Raw genomic sequence first — 24038 nt, 5'->3', positions numbered from 1 at the left:
GGATCCGTGACTACACGACCGACCGACCTAGCCGATTGGACTGCAACCGACCTAGTCGCCGCATATCGCAAGCGAGAGGTTTCGCCTGTCGATGTAGCCACGGCCGCCCTGGACCGAGTGCAATCCCTAGACGACGCCGTCAACGCCTATTGTGTGCTGGATTCGGCTTCCGCGCTAGCCGAATCTCGGAGATCTGAAACTCGCTGGCGAAACGGGCAACCGCTGGGCCCCATCGACGGCGTTCCGGTCTCGATCAAGGACCTCCTGTTGACCGACGGCTGGCCGACCTTGCGCGGCTCGCGCACCGTCGATCCCGAACAGGAATGGGCGGTCGACGCGCCGTCTGTTGCTCGGGTCCGTGAGTCCGGCGCCGTGCTGATCGGCAAAACGACCACTCCGGAACTCGGCTGGAAAGGCGTCACCGACAGCCCGCTGTGCGGTGTCACACGCAACCCGTGGGCGACGGATCGGACCAGCGGTGGGTCGTCGGGCGGCGCCGCGGCCGCGGTAGCCGCCGGGATGGGTCCCCTCGCACTCGGTACCGACGGCGGCGGGTCCGTCCGGATTCCCGGAAGCTTTTGCGGTGTGGTCGGGTTCAAGGCCACCTACGGCACCGTCCCGCTGTATCCGTCCAGCCCGTTCGGAACGTTGGCGCACGTCGGGCCGATCACTCGCACGGTCGAAGACAATGCCCTGCTGCTCGACGTGATCAGCGGCGCCGACCACCGCGACTGGTCGGCGCTCGCGGTCGCGTCAGCGCGAGCCAGCGCATCGATCGACGCCCCGATCGCAGGACTGCGGGTCGGGTACAGCCGCGATCTCGGCCACGTGGACGTCGATCCCGAAGTTGCCCGCGTCGTCGACACCGCCGTCACCGTGCTGGCGGACATCGGTGCGATCGTCGAGGAAGTCGATCCCGGATTCGACGATCCGGTATGGGCTTTCGAGTGCCTCTGGTTCGCGGGCGCGGCGAAGGCGACGGACCACCTGACCGCGGAGCAACGGGAGCTGCTCGATCCAGGCCTCGCCGAGGTGTGCGAACAGGGTCGCAACTACAGCGCTCTGGACTACCTGGAGGCAACGGCTCAACGGATGAACCTCGGCGTGCGGATGGGCGCGTTCCACGACCGATACGACCTACTGGTCACACCGACGATGCCGATCGTTGCCTTCGAAGCCGGTGTGGAGGCCCCTGCCGACGGACCTGGCAAGCGGTGGACAAGTTGGACCCCGTTCACCTACCCGTTCAACCTGACCCAGCAACCGGCCGTGACTGTTCCGTGCGGGTTCACGGCCGCGGGCTTACCGGTCGGCCTGCAGATCGTGGGGCCGCGGCATGCTGACTTCCGGGTCCTCAATGCCGCCAAGGCATTTCAGGACGCGACGCAATGGTGGCAGAAGCGCCCTGTTGTTTAGGAACCCACGGGGGTCTGCTGGAGAACGACAAGCGTGCGTGGACCCACTTTCGCCTGTTCGCCCGCCGCATAGCCGGCCTCGGGGTCGGGGGAGTCGGTATCGGTGGTCAGCACCACGGTCCAGGCCTCGGCGAACTCGGCAGGCGGCATCGCGAAGTCGAGCGTCTCGTCGGAAGCGTTGAAGCACAACACGAACGAGTCGTCGACCACCCGTTCACCGCGCGCGTCGCTGTCCGGGATGCCCAGACCGTTGAGATACACCAACACCGACCGACCGAACCCGGACTCCCAGTCCGCGTCGGTCATCTCCTCACCGGCGGGGGTGAACCATGCGATGTCGGGACGGTTCTCGGCGTCGCGGTGCCGGACCGGTAGACCGTCGAAGAAGCGCCTGCGCCGAAAGACGGGGTGCTGCGCCCGCAATTCCGATGTGGCACGAGTGAACTCGATGAGTGCGGTGTCCGCATTCGCCCAGTCGATCCAGGCGATCTCGTTGTCCTGACAGAACGCGTTGTTGTTGCCACCTTGCGTACGACCGAGCTCGTCGCCGTGACACAGCATCGGCACGCCTTCGGAAAGCAGCGTCGTGGCAATGAAATTGCGTTGCTGCCGGGCGCGCAACGCATTGATTTCCGCGTCGTCGGTAGGTCCTTCGATTCCGCAGTTCCACGAGCGGTTGTGGTTCTCGCCGTCGTTGTTGTCCTCGCCGTTCGCCTCGTTCTGCTTCTCGTTGTAGGACACCAAGTCCCGCAACGTGAATCCATCGTGCGCGGTGACGAAGTTGATCGACGCGAACGGCCGGCGCCCGGTGCGTTCGTACAGATCGGCAGATCCGGTGAGCCGCGACGCGAACTCGCCGAGGCTCGACGGTTCACCGCGCCAGAAGTCACGGACCGTGTCACGGTACTTGCCGTTCCATTCCGTCCACTGCGGTGGAAAGTTGCCGACCTGGTACCCGCCGGGACCGACGTCCCAGGGTTCGGCGATGAGCTTGACCTGGCTGACGATGGGATCCTGCTGGACGAGCTCGAAGAACGTCGACAACCGGTCGACGTCGTAGAACTCGCGGGCAAGCGTGGATGCGAGGTCGAAACGGAAGCCGTCGACGTGCATCTCGGTGACCCAGTACCGCAGCGAGTCCATGATGAGCTGCAGCGTGTGTGGATGGCCGACGTTGAGGCTGTTTCCGGTGCCCGTGTAGTCCATGTAGTAGCGCCGGTCGTCGTCGACGGTCCGGTAATACGCCGCGTTGTCGATGCCGCGCATCGACAGCGTCGGACCGAGGTGATTGCCCTCCGCGGTGTGGTTGTAGACCACGTCGAGGATGACTTCGATGCCTGCCTCGTGCAGAGCCCGGACCATCGTCTTGAACTCTTGCACCTGGCCGCCCGGGCTCGTGCTCGCCGTGTACTTCGGATCCGGAGCGAAGAAGCCGATCGTGTTGTATCCCCAGTAGTTCGAGAGCCCCTTCTCGATGAGGGTGGAGTCGTTCGCAAAATGGTGCACCGGCATCAGTTCGATGGCGGTGATGCCGAGATACTGGAGATGCTCGATGACGACGGGGTGTGCGATTCCTGCATACGTGCCCCGGATTCGCTCGGGAATATCGGGATGGGTCTGCGTCAGACCCTTCACGTGGGCCTCGTAGATGACGGTATCGGCGTAAGTGCGGCGCGGCGGCCGATCGACGCCCCAATCGAAGTATGGATTGATGACAACCGATTTCGGCATGCTCGCCGCGGAGTCGTCGTCGTTGCGGCTGTCTGGATCGCCGAAGTTGTAGCTGAAAAGGGACTGATCCCAGTCGAAGTGGCCGTCGATCGCCTTTGCGTACGGGTCGGCGAGCAACTTGTTCGGATTACAGCGCTGCCCGTTCGCTGGGTCGTAGGGCCCGTGCACCCGGTAGCCGTACCGCTGACCGGGCTGGATATCGGGCAGAAAGCCGTGCCACACGAAACCGTCCATTTCGGGCAGCACGAGTCTCGTCTCGGCACCGGACTCGTCGAACAGGCACAGCTCCACTCGTTCGGCGACCTCGCTGAACAATGCGAAGTTGGTGCCTGACCCGTCGTAGGTGGCGCCGAGCGGATAGGCATAACCGGGCCACACAACTTCGCTCACGTCCCGAACCTTACCCAACCCGGCCCGTGGGGAAACCCTGCGAATCAGAACGCCGACGCAGCAGCGGCGAGCATGGCGATTCGCGTCCAGTCCCGGGCGACGACGGCGGCCGGTGGCGTAATCCACGAACCGCCGACGCATCCCACGTTCGGCAGCGCCAAATACTCGGCCGCGTTCGCGGGTGAGATGCCACCGGTCGGGCAGAAGCGGGCCGCCTGCACCGGACTGTGGATGGAGCCGAGGAACTGTGCGCCGCCCGCCGCCTCGGCCGGGAAGAACTTCATCTCCGTGTAGCCGGCCTCCAGCAGACCGAGGACCTCGGAAACCGTTGCAACGCCGGGCAGATGCGGCAACCCGGTGTCGGTCATCGCCCGCAGCAGGCTCGGCGTGCTACCCGGCGACACCAAGAACTGTGCGCCTGCCGCTGCCGCTTCCTTGGCCTGCTGCGGAGAAACGATCGTGCCCGCACCGACGAAGATCTCGGGGACTTCGGTCGCGATCCGCTCGATGGCGTCTAGCGCGACCGGCGTACGCAAGGTGAGTTCGATGACCGGTATGCCCCCGTCCACCAGCGCGCGGGCTATGGGTACCGCGTCTTCGACGCGGTCGACGACGACAACGGGGACGACAGGGACGCGATCGATAAGCGATTCGGGCATCGTCATCACGCGACCCATGCGGAGATGGCACTCGCACCCTGATCGGCCGGTCCGACAACGGCGCGCATGCCGGCGAACAGCTCGCGGCCGGTGCCCACCCACTCGTCCGGGTCCGGGGCTCTCCCGGTCGGTGTGCGGGCGGCGAACTCGGCGTCCGGAACGTGGACAGTCAGGGTCCCCGCGATTGCGTCGACGGTGATGCTGTCACCGTTGCGCACCCGGGCGAGTGGTCCACCGGAGGCGGCCTCGGGCGTGAGATGGATTGCCGCCGGGACCTTTCCGGATGCACCGGACATTCTGCCGTCCGTGACCAGCGCAACGCGGTGACCACGATCTTGCAGGACACCGAGTGCGGGAGAGAGCTTGTGGAGCTCGGGCATGCCGATTGCCCTGGGGCCCTGGTAACGCAGCACGGCCACCAGATCGCCGTCGAGTTCGCCGTCGGCGAAGGCAGAGAGGAAGTCTGCCTGATCGTCGAACACGACGGCAGGAGCGGTAACAGTGCGATGTTCTTGCTTCACCGCGGACGTCTTGATCACGCACGAACCGAGATTGCCCGCAAGGGTTTTCAGGCCGCCGTCGACGTCGAACGGATCGTCGAACCCGCGCAGCACGGTCGTGTCGTGGCTGATGTTCGTCCCGTCGTGCCAGAGGACGCCGTCGCCGTCCAGCTTGGGCTCCTGGATATAGCGGCGCAGACCGCGACCGGCCACTGTGTGTACGTCCTCGTGCAATAGGCCCGCATCCAGGAGCGACCCGATGACGACACCGAGACCGCCGGCGGCATGGAAGTGATTCACGTCGGCACTGCCGTTCGGGTAGATCCGGGCGAGCAACGGCACAACCGAGCTGAGTTGCGAGATGTCGTTCCAGGTCAACGTGATTCCCGCAGCACGCGCGATGGCGACCAGATGCATCGTGTGGTTCGTCGAACCGCCTACAGCGAGCAGAGCAACGCAGCCGTTGACGATCGCGCGCTCGTCGACCAGCTCGCCGACCGGTGTGTAGTTCTCGCCCAGTGCGGTCAGGCCGGTGACGCGGCGCCCGGCCTCGGAGGTGAGTGCATCGCGAAGCGGCGTGCCGGGATTGACGAAACTCGATCCCGGTAGATGCAGGCCCATCACCTCCATCAGCAACTGATTGGAGTTGGCTGTGCCGAAGAACGTGCACGTGCCGCTGCTGTGGTAGGACGCGGCTTCGGCCTCGAGCAACGCATCGCGGCCGACCTTGCCTTCCGCGTACAACTGGCGCGCCTTTGCCTTCTCGCCGTTGGACAGCCCCGAGGTCATCGGACCGGCCGGCACGAAGACGGTCGGCAAATGGCCGAACCCGAGTGCCCCGATCAGCAGGCCCGGAACGATCTTGTCGCACACACCGAGCATGAGCGCGCCGTCGAACATGTCGTGAGACAACGCGATTGCCGTCGACATGGCAATGACATCGCGGCTGAACAACGACAACTCCATACCTTCGCGGCCCTGCGTGATGCCGTCGCACATGGCCGGGACGCCACCGGCGAACTGGGCGATCCCGCCCGCTTCGATGACGGCCTGCTTCAATCGCGCGGGAAACGTTTCGAACGGTTTGTGCGCCGAAAGCATGTCGTTGTACGCCGACACGATCGCGATGTTCGGCTTGACCATGCCGCGCAGTGCCTGCTTGTCGGCCTTGCCGGATGCGGCAAAGCCGTGGGCGAGGTTTGCGCAGGCCAGGCGCCCGCGGGCGGGACCGCGGTCGCCCGCCAGTCGAATGCGCTTCAGGTACTTCGTACGCTGTGGTTCGCTCGCCGCGATGATGCGGTCGGTGACTTCCGCCAGGACCGGATGTGTGTAGGTCATGCTGGTGCTCCTTCGTGCCAGGTACGGCCGTCGCGCTCGATGAGTGTGGTCGCATCGGTGGGACCGTTCGTGCCTGCCGGGTAGCGCCGCGGGCCTTGTTCGGACTGCTTCCAGCCCAACAGAATCGGCTCCACCCACGCCCATGCCGCTTCGACCTCGTCGCGGCGCATGAAAAGTGTCGGATTGCCGCGAACGACGTCCATGAGCAGGCGTTCGTAGGCATCCGGCGATGGCCGCGAGAAGGCCTCGGTGTAACTGAGATCCAGCGAGACCGGGCGCAACCGCACGCCGCCGGGTCCGGGCTGCTTGGCCGTCATGTGCAGTCGCATGCCCTCGTTGGGCTGCAACTGAATAACGAGCTTGTTCGGCTCCGCGGCGCCTTCGCTGTCCGGAAACATCGGGTGCGGAACGGGTTTGAACTGGACGACTATCTCGGAAAGGCGCCGTTCCATCCGCTTGCCGGTTCGGAGGTAGAACGGCACGCCGGCCCAACGCCAATTTCGCACCTCGGCCTTGACTGCGGCAAAAGTCTCCGTCCGGCTGTCGGGGTTGTCTGCCTCGTCCTTGTAGCCGGGGACTGCGACGCCGTCCGCGAGGCCGGGAACATATTGGCCCGCAACAGTATTGCGCTTCACGTCTTTGGGCGTCATCGGCTTCAGGGCCAGGAGCACCTTGAGCTTCTCGTCGCGAACCGTTTCCTTGTCGACGTAGGTCGGCGGTTCCATCGCGACGAGGCAGAGCACTTGGAGCAGGTGGTTCTGCAGCATGTCGCGCAGTGCCCCGGACGTGTCGTAGTAGTCGCCACGGGCGCCGACGCCGAGCGACTCGGAAACGGTGATCTGGATGTGATCGATCCAGCTCGAGTTCCAGAGCGGCTCGAGGAACGTGTTTGCAAACCGCGTCACGAGCAGGTTCTGAACGCTTTCCTTGCCCAGGTAGTGATCGATTCGGAAGATCTGCGCCTCTTCGAAGACCGCACCGACGGCGTCGTTGATGGCCCGCGCCGATTCGAGGTCGTGACCGATCGGCTTTTCGAGGACCACGCGGGAGTCGTCGTCGACGAGGTCGTTCGCGGCGAGTTCCGCACAGATCGGACCGAAAAGCTTTGGTGCGCAAGCGAGGTAGAAGACGCGGGTCTTGTTCGTCCGGTCGGCCAGCAGTGTCGTCAGTGCGGCCCAATCGTTTCCGTTGGCGAAATCGATGCTCGCATACTCGAGTCGGGCCAAGAAGCGGTCGAGGGTGGCCTCGTCGAGAGTGTTTTCTGGAACGAATCGGCCGAGCTCGCCGCGCACTTTGTCGCGGTATCCCGAAACGTCGAGGCCTGCTCGCGACGCGGCGATGATGCGCGATTCGGCAGGGAGTTCGCCGTCGTGCTCGCGGAGATAGAGGGCTGGTAGGAGTTTGCGAACGGCCAGATCGCCTGTTCCGCCGAAAACGACGAAATCGAAAGGTTCCACGGGTTTCGCGGTCGACATGGTGCCTCCTCACGTGATGTGAAGTCTGTCGAGTAGCAGCCTAGGCGAGACTTAGGCGCGTGTGCAACCCAACTTAGGTATTTAGAAGGACAAAGATGCTGCGCTTACGTTGTTGCCCGACTTATAGCTTGTTGGTTGAATGACGTGTATGCGTCTGTCCTTCTCTGCGCCGACCGCGACCGCCGGCGAGGTGTTTGTGCTGATCCGCGACGGTGCAGCCACGACTCGAAGCGAGGTCGGCCGGATTACCGGTCTCTCCCGTACGGCAGTTGCCGCCCGGGTTGCTGCGCTGCACGCACGCGGACTTGTACTCGAGCGCGAAGAAGGGTCGTCCACCGGCGGACGGCCGCCCGCGCGGCTGACCTTCAACGCCGACGCCGGTGTCGTCCTGTCCGCGGCCCTCGGCCGAAGCCGGACACGGCTCGGTGTGTGCAACCTTGCGGGTGACGTACTCGCGATGGCCGACGTCGACCAAGAGATCGGCATCGGACCCGACGACCTGATGCCCGACGTCGTCAAGCGGCTCGAGGTTCTGCTCGACGATTTGGGCCGTGGTCGCAACGAGGTCATGGGTGTCGGGCTGAGCATTCCGGGAACTGCCGACCGGGCGCGTGGCTGCAGCCTCAGTTCGCCGATCATGAGCGGCTGGGACGCAATCCCGTTGGCGCCGTACTTCGCAGCGCTCACAGGCGCGCCAGTACTGCTCGACAACGATGCCAACGTCATCGTGCTCTCGGAGCGCCGCGAACACCGCGAGCATTTCGAGAACGTTCTTCTGATCAAGGCTTCGACCGGCCTCGGTGCGGGGATAGTGGCCGGTGGCGTGCTGCAACGCGGTGCGCTCGGCGCTGCGGGGGAGTTCGGCCACACGAAGACACCTGCGGCAGTGGGGGTTTCGTGCCGGTGCGGCGACACCGGTTGCTTGGAGGCGATTGCCGGCGGCTGGGCGCTGGTGCGGAACCTGCAGCAGCAGGGCCGAGCCGTCGGCCACATCAGGGCCGTTGTCGACCTTGCCGCAACCGGCGATCCCGAGGCACTTCGTCTGGTCAGGGAGAGCGGCCGCCAGATCGGTGAAGTACTTGCCGGAGCGGTCAATCTGCTCAACCCCGAGGTCCTGGTTGTCGGTGGAGACATGTCGAAGGCCTACGACACATTCGTCGCAGGCCTTCGGGAAACCGTCTACGGTAATGCCACCGCACTGGTCACCAGGGAACTCGAGATCCGGCCGTCGACCTACGGTGAGGAGTCCGGCGTAATCGGCAGCGCGGCAATGATTCTCGACCACGTTTTGAGTGCCCGTGCGGTGGACGCCACACTCGGTTAGTGTTCGGTCGGGGTCAGCCCCAGCCGCTGGATGATTTCGGCGACCTCCTCGCCCGGGGGACGGCCGATTCCGACTGTCAGCTTCTGCTCGTCGTCGCCAGGTGGTTCGAGAGTGGCGATCTGATCGTTGAGCAGCGTGGGTGGCATGAAGTGGTCGAGCCGCATCGTCAGCCGATCGCCGATCTCCTGGCGTGAACCGTCCAGATGAACGAAAACGACGTCGTCGGTTCGCATCACGTCGCGGTAGCTGCGCTTGAGAGCGGAGCAGGTGACGATTCCCGACTTGCCCGCTGCCGTGTGCTCGCGCATCCACTCGGCGATCCGCTCGAGCCATGGCCAACGGTCCTCGTCGGTCAGTGGCCGGCCGGACGCCATCTTGGCAACATTCGAGGCGGGGTGGAGGTCATCACCTTCGAGCAGGTCCCACCCGAGTTGGCCGGCCAATATTCCTGCCACCGTTGACTTTCCGCAGCCAGAGACACCCATCACTACGAGTATCACGTCAGATCACCACGCTCAGCGCGAGTACACCCGCAAGTCCTGTGACGGAGATGACGCATTCCATGACGGTCCACGTCTTGAGGTTCTGCCCGACGGTGGTGCCAAGGTACTCCTTGACCAGCCAGAACCCGGCGTCGTTGACGTGTGAGAGGAACAGGGATCCGGCGCCGATCGCCAGGACCATCAGGGACACATGCGAACTCGTCAGGTCTGCGGCGACGGGTGCGAGGATGCCGGATGCGGTCACGGTTGCAACAGTGGCGGAGCCGGTTGCGACGCGGATCAGTGCCGCGACGATCCACGCGAGCAGCAGGACCGAAAGCTTGCTTCCTTCGATCGCGTCGGCAATGACGGTGCCGATTCCGGTATCGACAAGGACCTGCTTGAAGCCGCCACCGGCGCCGACGATCAGCAGAATGCCGGCGATGGGCGGCAGCGACGTCTCGAGCGATTTGGCGATGGCCGAGCGATCCATCTGTCCGCCCCTGCCCAGCAGGAAGACGCCGACGATGACTGCCAACCCGAGTGCGATAACCGGTGTTCCGAGGAAGTCGATGACAAGCTTGACCCAGTTTTCGGAATCCGGCGCGACGACCTCGGCAATTGCCTTGCCCAGCATGAGAATGACCGGTACGAGGACGCTGACAAGGGCAGCTGCGAACGACGGACGAGGGCGCTCGGGCTTCTCCTCGAAACCGTCGACGTCCTCGTCGGTCATGAAGAGCGCAGGCACCGGAACATTGACCCAGCGAACTGCCAACTTGCTGAACAGTGGGCCCGAGATGATGACGGTCGGGATCGCGACGAGTACGCCGAGTCCGAGTGTGAGACCGAGGTTGGCGTCGAGTGCGGCGACCGCGACGAGCGGACCCGGATGTGGTGGAACAAGGCCATGCATAACCGATAGGCCGGCCAGGGTCGGAATGGCAATGCTGATCAGCGGCAGCCCGGAGCGCCGGGCGACGAGAATGATCACCGGCATCAGCAGCACGAGGCCGATCTCGAAGAACATCGGTAGACCGATCACCGCGCCGACCAGGGCCATCGTCCACGGCAGCATCGCTGCGCTGGACCGCCCGACGAGGGTGTCGACGATTCGATCGGCGCCACCGGAATCGGCGAGCAACTTGCCGAACATCGCACCGAATCCGATGAGGATGCCGACGCCCCCCATGGTCGATCCGAAGCCCTTGCTGAAGCTTTCGACAGACGACGAGGCGCCTAGGCCCGCGCCGATTCCGACTCCGATCGCGCCGATCGCCAGCGCGAGGAAGGGGTGCACCTTCAGCCAGGTGATCAGCAGGATGATGACCGCGACGCCACCCAGTGCAGCGAGGATCAACCGGGCGTCGTGTGTGCCGCTACTCGCGGCGAGAACGTCTAAGTGGTTCATTGGATGGCCTTTGGGATTGGCTCGGGCCCGACGTCGTCGGTGCGCTATGACGAACATCACTGTGCCGGATAAGTATGGTAATTTCAAGAGGTAATCGTGATTAATACTACGTATTCTGGAAATTGTGACACGTGCCATACGTTTGATCCGGTAGGTGGGAGGATTGCAGAATGAAAGCCGACGACGCCGAGGGGTTTCAGCAGCTGCACACCACGCTGGTGGACCGGTTGGGGTCAGACATCGTGTCCGGCCGCATTCCGGCCGGAACGCGGATTCTCGCCGACGAGATGGTGGTCCAGTACGGCATGTCCCGGACTGTTGTACGCGAAGTCGTGCGTGTGCTCGAGTCGATGGGACTCGTGGCGGTCCGGCGGCGGGTCGGTATCACAGTCCAATCCCACGAATCGTGGAATCCGTTGGACCCGAGCATTATTCGTTGGCAACTCGCTGGGCCTGGTCGCTACGAGCAGCTGCGCGCACTGAGCGAGTTGCGGTCGGGGATCGAGCCGCTCGCCGCGCGACTCGCGGCGAATCGTGCGACGCCGACGCAATGCGGTGCACTGACCGCCGCTGTCATGGGTATGTCGGCAACCGCTCGAGCGGCCGACGGCGACGCATATCTCGCGCACGATGCCGACTTTCATCGGACGTTGCTCGAGGCGTCAGGCAACCCGTTGCTGCGCGGCATGGCCGACATCGTGGTGGAGGTTCTTGCCGGCCGGACCCGGCACGCTTTGATGCCGCACGTTGCCGAACCGGAGGCGATTCGACTCCACGGCGTCGTTGCGTCGTCGATTCAGGCTCGGGACAGCATCGCCGCCGAGGAGGCGATGCTCGCAATCGTGAGCGAATCGGCTGCCGCAATCGCCGATGTTTCACATCAGGAAAGTGTGGGTAGCACCCCGACGTGACCACTAACTTGGGCGAAACCACTGACTTGGGCCTGGTCCCGCTGGATAAGGTCGCCGAGTTGAACTCGCTCGGTGAGCCGAAGGGCATCCGTGTGCGACCCGATGAGTCCGTCGCAGCCGTGCTGGACCCGGGCGAACAAGAAGTGCTTCTTGTTGTCACCGAGCACAACTTCACGGTGGTCAAGCCCGACGGAGAATCGATCGACCACCTGTCCGAGCCACAAGTTCTGACTTTGCTGCAGGACGTCTAGGCCCGCTGCCGGGCGTCCGACACGCCGCCGAGCGGTCACGACACTGTTTCGGTTGAGCGTCATTCGCATCGTTGGTGGTCGAGAACATCAGTATCACCGGCACCATTGACCCCATTGGTCGCAGTTGTGACGGGTTCTCCCGCGCGACCCACAGGCGAGAGGGTGTGGTTGCATGCGGGCAACGGGGGTTGCTGCGGCGCTGACCGTATTGGGCATGGCAGTGGCGAGTCCGACTGCCGATGCCGAGCCGGTGGTCGAACCGGTCGCGGCCGACCCGAGCGTGGTCCGGGCAGACGACGGCAAGTACTACATGTACACAACCGCGGACGACTGGGGTGACGGCAACGGGGTTCGCGAGATGGCAATCTTCGAATCGACCGACCTCGTCGAATGGTCCGAAGCGGGCACGGTCTTCGACGACCGTCCGAGTTGGGTGCCCGACGGCGCGGGACTCTGGGCGCCCGATGTGCACAGCGCGAACGGCAAGTACAACCTCTACTACTCCGTCGGCGGTGTGTCGGACCCCTGCATCGGATACGCAACCGCGCCGACTCCCACCGGGCCCTGGACCGATCTCGGCCGGGAAGTGTTCTGCGCCAGCGATGTCGGGGTCGGCGGCACGATCGATCCGTACGTCTGGAGCAATGGCAATTCGAAGACGATCTTCGTCGGCAATTTCAAGGGTATCTTCGCGATTCCGCTCAACTCGGCCGGCACAGAACCGGCCGGTGACCCGGTCCAAGTCGCGGACAAACGCTTCGAAGCCGCATACGTGAAGCAACACGGCGGGTTCTACTACCTGTTCGTGTCGGCCGGCAACTGCTGCCGCGCCGAAAACACGGCATACCGCGTACTCGTCGGCCGTTCTGCCAAGCTGACCGGTCCGTACCTCGACCGCAAAGGTCAAGATCTCAACGAGGGTGGAGGCGCACTCATCCTCGCGGGCGACGACAAGTACGCCGGACCCGGGCACAACGCGATCGCCACCGACGATGCTGGAGACGACTGGATCGTCTACCACGCCACACCACGCAATGATCTGTATCTGGACAGTGGAGTGCAGCGCCGCGAGGGCTTCATCGACAAGATCGAATGGGCGAACGGCTGGCCCGAGGTCGGGGACGGCTCACCGAGTTCGACCAGCGACGAGGTCCCCGACGTCGACCAACCCGACGAAGACGCGCTTTCGGAAGAGAACCTGGTCGTCTCGGTGCAGTGACAATCCCTTCCCGCTATGAGTCCCGAGAAGTGGCGCGTCCCAGTCGCCCGATCGGTCCCTCGTCGAGATGCTCCAGCATGTCTGCCGGGTCGTCGTAGATCGCGAGGACGCCTGCTTGCTGCAGTTCGCACGAGGCGATTCCGCCCGTCAACACACCTACGAACGGAACCCCGGCGTGCACGCACGCCTTCGCATCCCACTCGGTATCGCCGACGAATACCGCATTGTGGGCGGATACGCCCGACTTCTCCAGTGCGACTTGGACAATGTCCGGTCTCGGCTTCGCGGTTTCGACGTCGTCGTCCGATGTCACTGCCGAGATGATCTCGTCGACGCCCAGCACGTCGCGCAAAATCGCGAGTTCGTCTTCGGGAGCGGATGTGGCGAGTACGACCTGGAGGTGGCGAGACGCAATCTCCTGCAACAGTTCACGCGTGCCGGACAGCGCCCGCAGTGCGGGTGCTGATTCTTTGTAATAGCGGCTGTGCAGATCCTTTGCGCGTTGTCTCGCTTCCTCTTTCGCGCCCGGCAGCAATTGCTCGACGAGCATCGAGCCGTCCATGCCGATCGCGCGATGGATGCGCCAGGAATCGACGGCATGGCCGACTTCGGCAAAGGCCCGCGACCAGGTGACCGTGTGCAGGTAGTTCGAGTCGACGAGGGTGCCGTCGATGTCGAACAGAACTGCGTCGTTTTGATTGCTCACGCTTCGGTGAATACCCCCACGCCACGTCGGCAAACGGGTCCGAATATTGCTGCTGGACAACGGGTGCGGGGAAGCTTAGATTACGAAAGCATAACGACCGGTGATGCGGCGCGTCTGCGCTGCACGCGGACCTGTGTCAAGGCGGTGGTGCGGGATGGGCGTATCCGGTGCGATGCAGAGGTCCGTGTACGTCGCGGTCACGTGCTGCCTCGCGCTGTTCGGCGTGGCCTGCTCGTCCGACCGGGAATCCAGTGCCGGCTCAGCTGCGCTGAATTCGATCGATCCGGCGGCTTTCCAGACCGCGATCGAGGATGCTGCCAAGAAGCTGGGGGTCCCCGGTGCTGTGGTTCTGCTCCGCACTCCGCAGGGCGAGTTCGAAGCAATCGTCGGAACAACGCAGTTGGGGGAGCAGGTACCGCCGACGACGGATACCCATTTCCGGATCGCATCCAACACCAAGACCATGACTGCTGCCCTGATCGTGCTCCTCGCACAGGACGGCAAACTGAAGTTCGACGATCCCGTATCTGCCTATGTCCCAGACGTTCCGAACGGCACGAACATCACGATTGCCGACTTGCTGAAGATGCGCAGCGGACTCTACGGCTACACCAACGCCCCCGAGTTGGCCGAAGTGATGGACGCCGACCCGGCGAAGGCCTGGACGCCGCAAGAGGTGCTCGCGTTCGCGTTCGAGCGGCCGCCGAACTTCGCGCCCGATGCCGACTACGAGTACAGCAACACCAACTACGCGTTGCTCGGTCTCGTCGCGGAGAAGGTCGGCGAGCGCCCGCTGCGCGACCAGATCCAGGACCGGCTGTACACGCCGCTCGGACTGCAGCAAACATCGATTCCGGCGGTCGGCGACACCTCGATGCCGCAGCCGTACTCGCACGGCTACATGTACGGCGGCTCCACATATGCGTTGCTCGACGTGCCGTACCCGCCCGAGATCGAAGCGGCCGCAAAGGCGGGAACCTTGCAGCCGATCGACTACACGAACCAGAACGCGTCGTACGCAACGGCAGCCGGTGGTGCCATCTCGACAGCGGGCAACCTCGCCATGTGGATCAAGGCCCTGGCTTCGGGCGACGTATTCGACGCCGATTACCGCCAACAGTGGCTCGACAGCGTGCAATTGGAAGACCCGGAGAAACCGGAGGGGCAGAGTTACGGCTACGGCATCACATACCAGCGTTTCGCGCCGAATGCCTCGATGTACTACCACGGCGGCGAACTGCCCGGGTTCAACTCGTTCATGGGTTATGACCGCGACAACGACGTCACCCTCGTGATTTGGACCAATCTGACCTTGTCGCCCGAGGGCAAAACCACCGCGCAGGGATTGCTGCCCGTGGCGCTCAACGAGATCTACGCTGGACTGGCGCTCGAAGGCCCGTGACGGCGGTCAGCAGCAGCGTTCAGCTGGGCGCGTCGTCCCGCGCGTCCGCTGGATCGGTGCGCATCCTCACGTTGTCGGTGTCGAGGCGCTTATTGTCGTCGACGAGTTGTGTGATGTCGGAAGCCAACTTGGAGTTGTCATCCTCCAGTTCCAGAATCTTTGCGACGCCTGCGAGGTTCACTCCATCGCTCAGAAGCTCGGTTATGCGGCGCAGCCGATGCAAGTCTGCCGCGCTGTATCTACGCGTCCCGCCCTCGGTCCTGCTCGGCATGAGTAGGCCGCGCTGCTCATAGAGTCGCAGGCTCTGCACAGCGACGCCACTCAGTTCCGCGGCAACCGTTATTCCGTACACACCACGATCGTTCGGCACGGCAGAGCCGGTGGGGTCGATCGACGAATCGTCTGTCACAGGCTGCCTCCGGGCGCGTTGCGATTTCCCACTTGCAAACAAGCTACCACGGTGATACAAAATCTACACCAAATGACTGAGGTTATCTGCAAGGCATGGATTCCTTCGACCTATGCGAGGTGACTGAGATGTTGGATGACCCGTCGTTCGACGGCACGGTTTCAGGCCAGAATGAACTCCCGATCATGATCGAGAATCTGGACGATCGGCTGGTGAAGCTCACTGCCAGTGGCGAACTGGACATGCTCACCGCTCCGCGATTCACCGAAGCTGTGCTCTCGGCCGTCGGGGCCGGGCCCCGCGGAGTCATCGTCGATTTGCGGCGCGTGACTTTCTTGGCCTCGGCAGGGCTTACGGCCCTGATCGTCGCGCATCGCGAGGCCGCGGCCTCCGCGGTCCGGTTCACGATAATCGCAGACAGCCCAACAACTTTGCGCCCATTGACGCTGACGGACGTTGCCGGCGTCATCGGCGTGCACCCGGATCTCGCTCAGGCCGTGAAGGCGCTTGCTCGCTGAGTAGGGCAGTTCAGCCGAGTATCAGTCGTGCTGCTTCGGAACCGGTGGCCGGAACAGCGGCTCGCGCTCGCGTTCCTGGTCCATGCGCTCTTCGAAGGCCTGCTCGGCAGCGCTCAACTCCGCTTCGTCTCGCTCTGGCGGGATTATCGTGCCGGGTGCGCCCAAACCTGGGTCTGCGGCGTCGATCGCGTCGGCATGGGCATTCTTGATCGGCAGGAACGGCTCGCTGGTGGACACACCTCCATCGTGCACACCCCGCAGGGCGTAGAGCCAATGCTCGGCGCGATGTTCGCGCAGAGTTCACCCGCGCCTGGCTGCGACCGCGCCGCCGACAGCGGCAACCGCAATGGTGACGAGCGCGCCGAGAATCAACGCCGACGGCTCGCCGGGCTCGAGGATCTGGAGACCGGTGCCTATTGTGACCGCGGCGATCGGCACGCCGAGTTGCGAGGCGGCGAGCGCGCCGAGTCGCATCGGCTGCCCGAGCGCCCTGGCGGCGAGATGGACCAGCACGGCACCGGCGCCGAGGGCGAAGCCCAGCGCGATGAACGCGGGATGATCGCCCAACTCGCGCAGGTCGATACGTGCCCCAAGCCACACGAAGAAGAGTGGGCCGAGGAACCCGTCATTGAGTGCGAACAGCTGCTTCGCGACGCGTCTCGGTTCGCCGACGGCGGCCACCGCCAGCCCAAAGGAGAAGCCCGCCAACATGACCGACACGTGAGTGCTCGTCGCAAGTGCGGCCAGGGCGAAGAGCACGGCCAGGCTGACGCGTAGCTCGATGGCGAACTTCCTGTCCTCGGACAGGTCGTGCACTCTGCGCCGCAAGCCCGAATTCTCCAGCTGCCGCAGACCGAAGAACAGCGCTATCGCGCATGCCGACACAACTACGGCGCCGATCGCGGCTCTACCGGCGTTGGCTGAATCGATCACGACGGGGAGGGCGACGATGCAGGCCGTATCGGCGATGGCGACTTGAGCGGTCATATCGAGCACGGACGTGCCCCGCAGACCGAGCGAATCGACGATCGGCAAGACCAATGCTGCCGAAGACGATGCCATCAGCACCGCATAGAGCGCCGCGTGTCCCGTATCGAAGGCCTGCGCGAGTGCTACACCGAGGATGCTCGCGAGGGCGCCGACCACGATCGCCCGCAGGGCGCCTTTGCCCAGGGCAGACCGGACGGCGGGATCTCGCACGGGTACGTGGGTACCGGCGACAAACATCGTCAACGCGAAGCCGACGTCGGCGAGGAACTCGAAGGTGGGCTGCGACGCGTCGAGCAGACCGAAACCGGTTGCACCAAAGACGATCCCGGCCAGCAACTCGCCGAGAACTACAGGCACGTGCCACTGTCTGCGCGCTGCGAGTACGGGACCGGCGATACCGATGACCGCGATCAGCGCAAGGGTGGAGAAGGTCACCTCCGTGCCACGATCTTCGTCGGTACGGCGGTGTTTTCGTCGACGTGGACCTCGGGCACCGCGGACTCCTCTTCATGTCGTCGAATCGACTTGGATCTTCGTCGCTGCCGAGCGCCGGCGAGGCTAGATGAATCATGACTATCGCACTCGCGCTGTTCGTCGCGATCGGGCGCTTCACGGACCTCTGAAACTGACAGCCGCCTCACAGCCCCGTGTCAGGCGGTCGCAACCTGTAACGGCCATCGTCGACGGAATGAGCCACGGGATATCGCTGCTACGCGGTTGGTTCCCTATGTCGCTGCGGATTCTGACTCTGCTCGTGCTGATGTGGGCCATCGGCTGGCGAACCCGCCGATGGCGATTCGTGTGGTTGCCGGCCTGCGTCGTGGTGGGCACTGCGGGATCCCTGGCGGCGAGGGCCTACATGAACGACGAAGGTCTCGCGTCGGATCCCGCGCCCCCGGCCGTGTGGATCTGGCTGGCCGTCTTCGTCGGCGCGCTAGCGGTAGCGTTGGCGGGCTGGACGAGTGCCCGCTGGTGGCGGCGCGTTGTGTCGGTGATTGCGCTGCCGATGGCTTTCCTCTGTGCGTTGGTCGCATTGAATCAGTGGGTCGGTTACTTCCCGACGGTGCAGACGGCGTGGAACGCGGTGACCGCTGGACCACTGCCCGATCAGGTCGATGCCGACGAACTCCCCGGGCTCCGCGACACCGTGCAGACCACCGGCAAGCTCGTCGAGGTCGATATCCCCGACGACGCAAGCGGATTCAAGCATCGAAGCGAGTACGTCTACTTGCCGCCTGCCTGGTTCGCCGGTTCCAGCCCGCCCCGGCTGCCGGTGCTGATGATGATCGCCGGCGAGTTCAACACGGCGGCGGACTGGATGCGCAGCGGAAATGCTGTACCGGTCATCGACGAATATGCCCAGGCGCACAACGGCGAAGCGCCGATCTTCGTCTTCGTCGATGCGAGCGGCAGTTTCAATACCGACACCGAATGTGTCGACGGACCGCGCGGCAATGCGGCCGACCATCTGACCGAAGATGTACGCCCGTATGTGGTTTCGAACTACAACGCAGCGCCCGATCCTGCGAACTGGGGGATTGTCGGGTGGTCGATGGGCGGAACGTGCGCTGTGGACCTCGTCGTCATGCACCCGGATCTCTTCAGCACGTTCGAAGATATCGCGGGGGACCGCAGACCGATCGCGGGTACCGAACAGCAGACCGTCGACCGGCTCTACGGCGGCGACATCGCACAGTGGCACGCGTACGACCCGGTGACGGTCATGGCCGAGCATGGCCCGTACTCAGGTGTTTCCGGCTGGTTCGAGGACACCAGCGCCGGGCCAGGCCGCGGCGGCCGCTACGGCAACGATCCAGACGAGAACGGTGCGGCCCGCGATCTCTGCGCCGCGGCCGTCGCCGTGGACATCGGCTGCACGGTGCACACCGTCGCCAGTGGCCACACCTGGCAATTTGCCGCCCGGGCATTCTCCGACGCGCTGCCGTGGCTGGTCTCGCAAGTGCATCCGCCGTCGCCGTCGTGACGACGTCGGCGCAATCCGCTCGAAACCTCGCGAAAGTACGATCGATCCCAACCGATCCACCCCGACATGGAGCTGCCCGCGTGCGACAGAGCCCCCGCTTCGTAGCGTCGACTACGGTGCTGCTTGCGCTTGCGGGTGCAGCCGCGGGTTGCACGAGCACAGCGCCGGTGAAGGACGCGGCTCCGGTGCCACCGCCGATCACACAGAGCCTGACACTGACCGCGCTGGGCGACTCGATCCCTGCCGCTGCCAATTGTCCGGGCTGCGAGTCTTTCGTCGAACTTTTCGGGCAACAGATCGCGGAAAGGCAGGGGGCCCACGTGCAGGTCCTCGACCTGGGAGTCAGCGGTTGGACGAGCCAAGATGTTCTGGACTCCCTGGCACCGGCGAGCGCAGACGCCGAAGCCGTGCGCAGTTCCGACGTGCTCACGATCACGATCGGAGCGAACGACTTCTATCCCGATCTCGTGTCCTACCTCGCCGATGACTGCGGACCCGAGCCGTTGGCGTGCTTCGACGACGAACTCGCGGGGCTGCGGGAGCGGCTGGGAACGGTACTGTCGCTGGTCGGTGACCTGCGGGACGAGCGGCTTTCGGATGTTCTGGTAACGGGATATTGGAACGTCTTCACCGACGGCGCTGTTGCCGACGAGTTGTACGGCGCACAGTTCTTGCAAGACAGCGCGGCAGTAACGCGGCGGGTGAACTCAGTCATCGAGTCCGTCAGCACAGCGCTCGGCGCTACTTACGTCGACCTGTTCGAGCCGTTCAAAGGCGCGGAAGGTGCGAACGACCCGACGGCGTTGCTGGCCGACGACGGGGACCACCCGAATCAGGCCGGGCACCAGAAGATATCGGAGGCACTGGTCGCGGCCGCCGGCTACGGAACGACTTCCTGAACGCCCCCGATCGGCCGCGCGTACCGCTGCACGAAGCGTTGCAAGATGGTGGGCGGGTGCGTCACATCGCGTTCGCGCGCAGCCGATTTCAGATCCTCCGCGGTCTCGGGCGCGAAGTAGCCGTGGTTGCTGTAAACGTCGATGCGAGTCGACAGACCGTCGACGTCGAGCTCGGGGTGAAACTGCATCGCATACGCGATTGCGCCGACTCGGAAGGCCTGGACCGGACAGTCCGGCGACGACGCGAGACCTACCGCATGCGCGGGCAACGCCGTCACCGCCTCTTTGTGCCCGCCGTACGCGTCGAATACCTCGGGGAGGTCCGCGAAGAGCGGGTCACCGCGACCGTCCGGCGTGAGTGTGACAGTTACCGCGCCGACCGGTTCGCTGTAGGTCCGGTCGATCGTCGCCCCGACGACTGTGCCGAGAGTGCCTACGCCGTAACAACATCCGAGAAACGGGAAGTCTTCGTCGACGATGGTCGCGATCAGCTCGAGCAGCTCTCGTTCGACCCGCAGCTGCGTCGAATCCTTCTCACCGTGCGGGTCGCTGACGTTGTAGGGGCCACCGCCAAGAATGATGCCCGACCAGTCTGCGAGATCGATCCGGCCCAGATCCTCATGAGTGAGCCGACGGCGATGAAGGCTCTTCTCCTCGAGTCCCCCGAAGCGAAGAACGGCGTAGTACTCGTCGTCTGCCGCCTCGTCTTCGGCACGGATCGACAGCAACAGGAAGGGCGCGTGTTCGAGGTTCGTCTGCAACGGTTCAGCCTGTTCGTCAGGGTGGCTAGTGGGCACACTACCGAGCGCTCGGTCCCGTCGGGCCCGATGCTTTCAAACCCGATTCAGGCGGATGCTTCAAGTAAACGATCGATGCAGGCCGATGGTGTGCACCCCGACACGCTCGTCATGTTGAGCGAGAGGCAGCCGCCGTCGGCTGGTCGATCTTTGCAAAGGTCGCTGGGTCCGCCCGATGCGACCACGGAGCTACGAGCCACACGTAGGCGAACAACACAACCGCGATGACGGCACCGATCACTGCCGACACGGGTCCGAGCACGGCATCGAAAATCAAGACCACGCTGCCGACCAGCGCCAGGCCCAGGAAGAACAGTCCGATGATCGCAAAGCGGTGTGCGGACTCGACGAGGTGCCGCAGTTTGCGTTGCCGAAACAGCACGCGATGGTTGGAGACGGGCGCGAGTATGAAAACGGTTGCCACCATCGAGGCGCTGACCGTCGCGAGGTAAAGATACTGAATACCGCTCGTCAGCTGGTCGAACCGAGGCTGGAACGGGAGAATCAGAAGGAACCCGGTGAGCAGCTGGACGCCTGTCTGAAGGACGCGCAACTCTTGCAGCAGGCCGTTCCACTGGCGGTCGAGGCGTTGGGTGTCCGTTTCGCCACGTGCCTTCCAATTCCAGTCGTCTTCTGTGGCGGGTCTGTTCGATCTCATCGATCCGGTCCTTCCGAGCGGTCGCCGATCCCGTACGAATGCCCCGGCAGGACGACTCCTAATCCCAAACCGATCCGCAAACGCACGCGGGGTTTCGGACAGCGCGGCGGCGCCGGCGGGAGTAACGTCTCGATCGGTCGAGCCTGATTCGCCTGCGGGAGGGGAACTTCGATGAAAGGTGTTGTCGACCGCTACTTTGCGATCAGCGAGCGAGACTCGTCGGTCGGCCGTGAGATTCGGGGTGGAATCGTCACATTCGTGACGATGGCCTACATCGTCGTGCTGAATCCGATCATCATCGGCGGCGTGGTCGGCGATCCGCGCAACGCGGACGTCGATGGGAATGTGCTTCCGATCGACCAGGTCGCTGCTGTCACCGCACTGGTCGCGGGCGTGATGTGCATCGTGTTCGGGTTCGTCGCGAAGTATCCGTTCGCGTTCGCCACCGGACTCGGAATCAACTCGCTACTCGCCGTCAGTCTCGTTCCGGAGGTGACCTGGCCCGAAGCGATGGGCCTCGTCGTCATCGACGGCATCATCATCGTCGTTCTCGCGGCGACCGGATTCAGGACCGCGGTCTTCAACGCGATACCTGCCGACCTCAAAGCGGCCACCGCGGCGGGCATCGGCTGTTTCATCGCGTTCATCGGGTTCGTCGACGCGGGGTTCGTCGAACGGATTCCCGATGCGGCGGGGACGACGGTCCCCGTCACGCTGGGGATCGACAACTCGATCGCATCGTGGCCGGTCGCGGTGTTTGCGTTCGGAGTCTTGCTGATGGCGATCCTCGTAGTCCGTCAGGTCAAGGGCGGGCTGCTGATCGGGATAGTAGTCACGACGCTGCTCGCCATTCTGGTCCAGCGAGTCGCCGAACTCGGTCCAGCCAGCGTGGACCCGGACGGCTGGAGTCTGAACATTCCGTCCTGGCCGGATTCCCCGGGCGGCCTTCCGGACTTCTCTCTGGTCGGCGACGTCAGCCTGTTCGGTGCATTCACCCGGATCGGCGTCTTGAGCGCCTCGATCTTCGTGTTCGTGCTCGTTCTGAGCAACTTCTTCGACGCGATGGGCACGATGACCGGTCTCGGCAAAGAGGCAGGTCTGTCCGACAAGGATGGGAACCTGCCCGGGATCGGCAAAGCCCTCATCGTCGAGGGCGCTGGAGCGGTTGCCGGTGGCGCGGGCTCGGCATCGTCGAATACGGTCTTCGTCGAATCAGCCGCGGGCATCGCCGAGGGCGCGCGAACCGGTCTGGCGAACATCGTGACAGGCGCGCTGTTTCTCGTCGCGATGTTCTTCACACCGCTGTATCGAATCGTGCCGCTCGAAGCGGCGGCGCCCGCGCTCGTCGTCGTTGGCGGACTCATGATCAGCCAGGTGCGGCACATCGACTTCACGGACTTCCGGATCGCGATGCCGGCATTCCTCACCATCGTCGGAATGCCGTTCACGTATTCGATCGCCAACGGCATCGGCCTCGGCTTCATCAGCTATGTGACGCTCGCGGTCGCCAGCGGGCGGTTCCGGACCGTCCACCCGCTGCTGTACGCGGTGTCAGCGCTGTTCGTGCTCTATTTCATGAAGGAGCCGATCGAACGGCTCTTTGCTTGAGCGCGTGAATCAGTACGCGGAGTTGACGTTGTCCATCGAGCCGTAGCGGTGGGCGGCGTAGTTGCACGCTGCGACGATGTTGGCGACCGGGTCGTAGATATCGGTGGATGTGCCCTCGACGTGGTAGGCGGCGAACGTCGGGTCGATGACCTGCAGCAGACCCTTCGAGGGGATGCCGGCGGCGGCGTTCGAGTCGTACAGGTTGATGGCACGTGGGTTTCCGGTCGACTCACGCATGATGTTGCGCATGATCGCGTCGTAGCTGGCCGGGATGTTGTGGGCGCGCAAGATGTCCATTGCCTGCCGGATCCAGCCGTCGAGGTTGTCCGCGTACACAGGTGCCGGTGGCACGATCGCAACGGGCAATGCGACAGGCGCCGGAGTCGACTCGACGATCGACACCTGTGCGACAGGGGAGACGTCCATCGTGCGCGCGCCACCGGTCGTTGTGCTGGTGGCAACCGCGGCCAGGGCGAGCGCTACGGCGCCGGCGGCTTGACCGATCGTGACGACGGATTTGGAGCGACGGGGCATGGTGATAGCAGGCATGAGCTGTGGATTCCTAACCAATTCGGCCGGTGATCGGCCAGCACAAGACAGCGCGCAATCACAGTGAGGGCGGTCGGAAGCCGCTCAACCGGTGCGCTGTGTGCTGTTGTTTGTATGAACAATCAAGAAGCGCGTTCGCTTCTGCGTCGGCATGGCGCAAACTCGGGAAACCTGTCGATACAAGATCGACGGCTAATTCCTCTCGCCCGAGAATTGTCCATGCGGGTAGATCCGCATCTGGGCAACAACTCCTCGCGCTTTGCTGACGTTTTGGTCTGTTCTGCTCAGATAACAGAATGATCGCAGAAGATGAACAGCAGGTGAACAAAACCTGGCCGACATGGGGTTCTGGACAGGTGTTCAGGTGTTGGCCGTGCGGCGAATGGTATGCCTACCAGGAGTTATTCGAGCC

23 protein-coding genes are annotated in these 24038 nt (G+C 64.1%); 10 read left to right on the top strand and 13 right to left on the bottom strand.

Going from position 1 to position 24038, the window contains the following annotated elements:
• The first annotated feature begins 6 nt into the window (after window positions 1-6).
• Complete coding sequence (locus JGU72_RS13665) at window positions 7-1416, top strand: amidase (protein WP_199684416.1); 1410 nt, start codon at window positions 7-9, stop codon at window positions 1414-1416.
• On the opposite strand, the gene glgX is transcribed toward JGU72_RS13665, so the two are convergent.
• From glgX to zwf, 4 genes are read right to left on the bottom strand one after another with little or no spacing between them, the layout of a single operon-like run.
• On the bottom strand, window positions 1413-3536 hold the full coding sequence (gene glgX / locus JGU72_RS13660) for a glycogen debranching protein GlgX (protein ID WP_307828430.1): 2124 nt from the start codon (window positions 3534-3536) through the stop codon (window positions 1413-1415). The genes JGU72_RS13665 and glgX overlap by 4 nt on opposite strands.
• Window positions 3537-3580: 44 nt before the next feature.
• Window positions 3581-4201, bottom strand: coding sequence for a bifunctional 4-hydroxy-2-oxoglutarate aldolase/2-dehydro-3-deoxy-phosphogluconate aldolase (gene eda / locus JGU72_RS13655; protein WP_199684414.1), 621 nt, complete (start codon window positions 4199-4201; stop codon window positions 3581-3583).
• On the bottom strand, window positions 4201-6033 hold the full coding sequence (edd, locus tag JGU72_RS13650; protein WP_199684413.1) for a phosphogluconate dehydratase: 1833 nt from the start codon (window positions 6031-6033) through the stop codon (window positions 4201-4203). The genes eda and edd overlap by 1 nt, the downstream gene beginning before the upstream one ends.
• Complete coding sequence (gene zwf, locus JGU72_RS13645; protein ID WP_199684412.1) at window positions 6030-7508, bottom strand: glucose-6-phosphate dehydrogenase; 1479 nt, start codon at window positions 7506-7508, stop codon at window positions 6030-6032. The genes edd and zwf overlap by 4 nt, the downstream gene beginning before the upstream one ends.
• A gap of 139 nt (window positions 7509-7647) precedes the next feature.
• Here zwf and JGU72_RS13640 point away from each other — a divergent pair, with 139 nt between their 5' ends.
• A complete protein-coding gene (locus tag JGU72_RS13640; RefSeq protein ID WP_199684411.1) occupies window positions 7648-8832 on the top strand; it encodes an ROK family protein in 1185 nt (394 codons plus the stop codon).
• Here JGU72_RS13640 and JGU72_RS13635 read toward each other — a convergent pair.
• Both JGU72_RS13635 and JGU72_RS13630 read right to left on the bottom strand, forming a co-directional pair.
• On the bottom strand, window positions 8829-9317 hold the full coding sequence (locus JGU72_RS13635) for a gluconokinase (RefSeq protein WP_199684410.1): 489 nt from the start codon (window positions 9315-9317) through the stop codon (window positions 8829-8831). The two genes, JGU72_RS13640 and JGU72_RS13635, sit on opposite strands and share 4 nt — an antisense overlap.
• A gap of 16 nt (window positions 9318-9333) precedes the next feature.
• The gene (locus tag JGU72_RS13630; RefSeq protein ID WP_199684409.1) at window positions 9334-10725 is read right to left on the bottom strand and encodes a GntP family permease; all 1392 of its coding nucleotides are present in this window, start codon (window positions 10723-10725) and stop codon (window positions 9334-9336) included.
• 170 nt (window positions 10726-10895) lie between these two features.
• Here JGU72_RS13630 and JGU72_RS13625 point away from each other — a divergent pair, with 170 nt between their 5' ends.
• The 3 genes from JGU72_RS13625 to JGU72_RS13615 all read left to right on the top strand — a co-directional run bounded on the left by JGU72_RS13625 (window position 10896) and on the right by JGU72_RS13615 (window position 13106).
• Window positions 10896-11636 carry a FadR/GntR family transcriptional regulator gene (locus JGU72_RS13625; protein ID WP_199684408.1) on the top strand — a complete coding sequence of 247 codons (741 nt, stop codon included), beginning with the start codon at window positions 10896-10898 and terminating at the stop codon, window positions 11634-11636.
• Window positions 11633-11887: a hypothetical protein gene (locus tag JGU72_RS13620; protein ID WP_199684407.1), complete on the top strand. Its 255-nt coding sequence runs from the start codon at window positions 11633-11635 to the stop codon at window positions 11885-11887. Before JGU72_RS13625 ends, JGU72_RS13620 begins: the two co-directional genes overlap by 4 nt.
• Window positions 11888-12059: 172 nt before the next feature.
• The gene (locus JGU72_RS13615; RefSeq protein ID WP_199684406.1) at window positions 12060-13106 is read left to right on the top strand and encodes a family 43 glycosylhydrolase; all 1047 of its coding nucleotides are present in this window, start codon (window positions 12060-12062) and stop codon (window positions 13104-13106) included.
• A 13-nt stretch (window positions 13107-13119) separates the two neighbouring features.
• On the opposite strand, the gene JGU72_RS13610 is transcribed toward JGU72_RS13615, so the two are convergent.
• A complete protein-coding gene (locus JGU72_RS13610; protein WP_199684405.1) occupies window positions 13120-13812 on the bottom strand; it encodes an HAD family hydrolase in 693 nt (230 codons plus the stop codon).
• Window positions 13813-13966: 154 nt separating this feature from the next.
• Here JGU72_RS13610 and JGU72_RS13605 point away from each other — a divergent pair, with 154 nt between their 5' ends.
• The gene (locus JGU72_RS13605) at window positions 13967-15214 is read left to right on the top strand and encodes a serine hydrolase domain-containing protein (protein ID WP_233531938.1); all 1248 of its coding nucleotides are present in this window, start codon (window positions 13967-13969) and stop codon (window positions 15212-15214) included.
• 19 nt (window positions 15215-15233) lie between these two features.
• Here the strand turns inward: JGU72_RS13605 and JGU72_RS13600 are convergent, their stop codons facing one another.
• Window positions 15234-15623 (bottom strand): MerR family transcriptional regulator, encoded by a 390-nt coding sequence (locus JGU72_RS13600; RefSeq protein ID WP_307828429.1) that lies wholly within the window; start codon window positions 15621-15623, stop codon window positions 15234-15236.
• 128 nt (window positions 15624-15751) lie between these two features.
• Between JGU72_RS13600 and JGU72_RS13595 the strand changes: the two genes are divergently transcribed.
• The gene (locus tag JGU72_RS13595; protein ID WP_199684404.1) at window positions 15752-16141 is read left to right on the top strand and encodes an STAS domain-containing protein; all 390 of its coding nucleotides are present in this window, start codon (window positions 15752-15754) and stop codon (window positions 16139-16141) included.
• Between the two features lie 21 nt (window positions 16142-16162).
• Here JGU72_RS13595 and JGU72_RS13590 read toward each other — a convergent pair whose 3' ends face one another.
• On the bottom strand, window positions 16163-16378 hold the full coding sequence (locus JGU72_RS13590) for a hypothetical protein (protein WP_199684403.1): 216 nt from the start codon (window positions 16376-16378) through the stop codon (window positions 16163-16165).
• A gap of 63 nt (window positions 16379-16441) precedes the next feature.
• The gene (locus JGU72_RS13585) at window positions 16442-17566 is read right to left on the bottom strand and encodes a cation:proton antiporter (protein ID WP_199684402.1); all 1125 of its coding nucleotides are present in this window, start codon (window positions 17564-17566) and stop codon (window positions 16442-16444) included.
• 253 nt (window positions 17567-17819) lie between these two features.
• On the opposite strand from JGU72_RS13585, the gene JGU72_RS13580 reads away from it, so the two are divergent.
• Together JGU72_RS13580 and JGU72_RS13575 are read left to right on the top strand one after the other, a co-directional pair.
• On the top strand, window positions 17820-19115 hold the full coding sequence (locus JGU72_RS13580; protein ID WP_199684401.1) for an alpha/beta hydrolase: 1296 nt from the start codon (window positions 17820-17822) through the stop codon (window positions 19113-19115).
• Window positions 19116-19195: 80 nt separating this feature from the next.
• Window positions 19196-20014: an SGNH/GDSL hydrolase family protein gene (locus tag JGU72_RS13575; RefSeq protein WP_199684400.1), complete on the top strand. Its 819-nt coding sequence runs from the start codon at window positions 19196-19198 to the stop codon at window positions 20012-20014.
• Here JGU72_RS13575 and JGU72_RS13570 read toward each other — a convergent pair.
• Both JGU72_RS13570 and JGU72_RS13565 read right to left on the bottom strand, forming a co-directional pair.
• Complete coding sequence (locus JGU72_RS13570) at window positions 19996-20775, bottom strand: glutamine amidotransferase (RefSeq protein WP_199684399.1); 780 nt, start codon at window positions 20773-20775, stop codon at window positions 19996-19998. The two genes, JGU72_RS13575 and JGU72_RS13570, sit on opposite strands and share 19 nt — an antisense overlap.
• 145 nt (window positions 20776-20920) lie before the next feature.
• A complete protein-coding gene (locus tag JGU72_RS13565) occupies window positions 20921-21469 on the bottom strand; it encodes a DUF6328 family protein (protein WP_233531931.1) in 549 nt (182 codons plus the stop codon).
• 171 nt (window positions 21470-21640) lie between these two features.
• On the opposite strand from JGU72_RS13565, the gene JGU72_RS13560 reads away from it, so the two are divergent.
• Window positions 21641-23077, top strand: coding sequence for an NCS2 family permease (locus tag JGU72_RS13560; RefSeq protein WP_199684398.1), 1437 nt, complete (start codon window positions 21641-21643; stop codon window positions 23075-23077).
• Window positions 23078-23086: 9 nt separating this feature from the next.
• On the opposite strand, the gene JGU72_RS13555 is transcribed toward JGU72_RS13560, so the two are convergent.
• On the bottom strand, window positions 23087-23626 hold the full coding sequence (locus tag JGU72_RS13555; protein ID WP_233531928.1) for a transglycosylase SLT domain-containing protein: 540 nt from the start codon (window positions 23624-23626) through the stop codon (window positions 23087-23089).
• Window positions 23627-24038: the final 412 nt, after the last annotated feature.

Source organism: Antrihabitans auranticaus, from assembly GCF_016481275.1.
Taxonomy (GTDB): Bacteria; Actinomycetota; Actinomycetes; order Mycobacteriales; family Mycobacteriaceae; genus Antrihabitans.
This window is presented reverse-complemented; position numbering and strand designations above follow the sequence as displayed.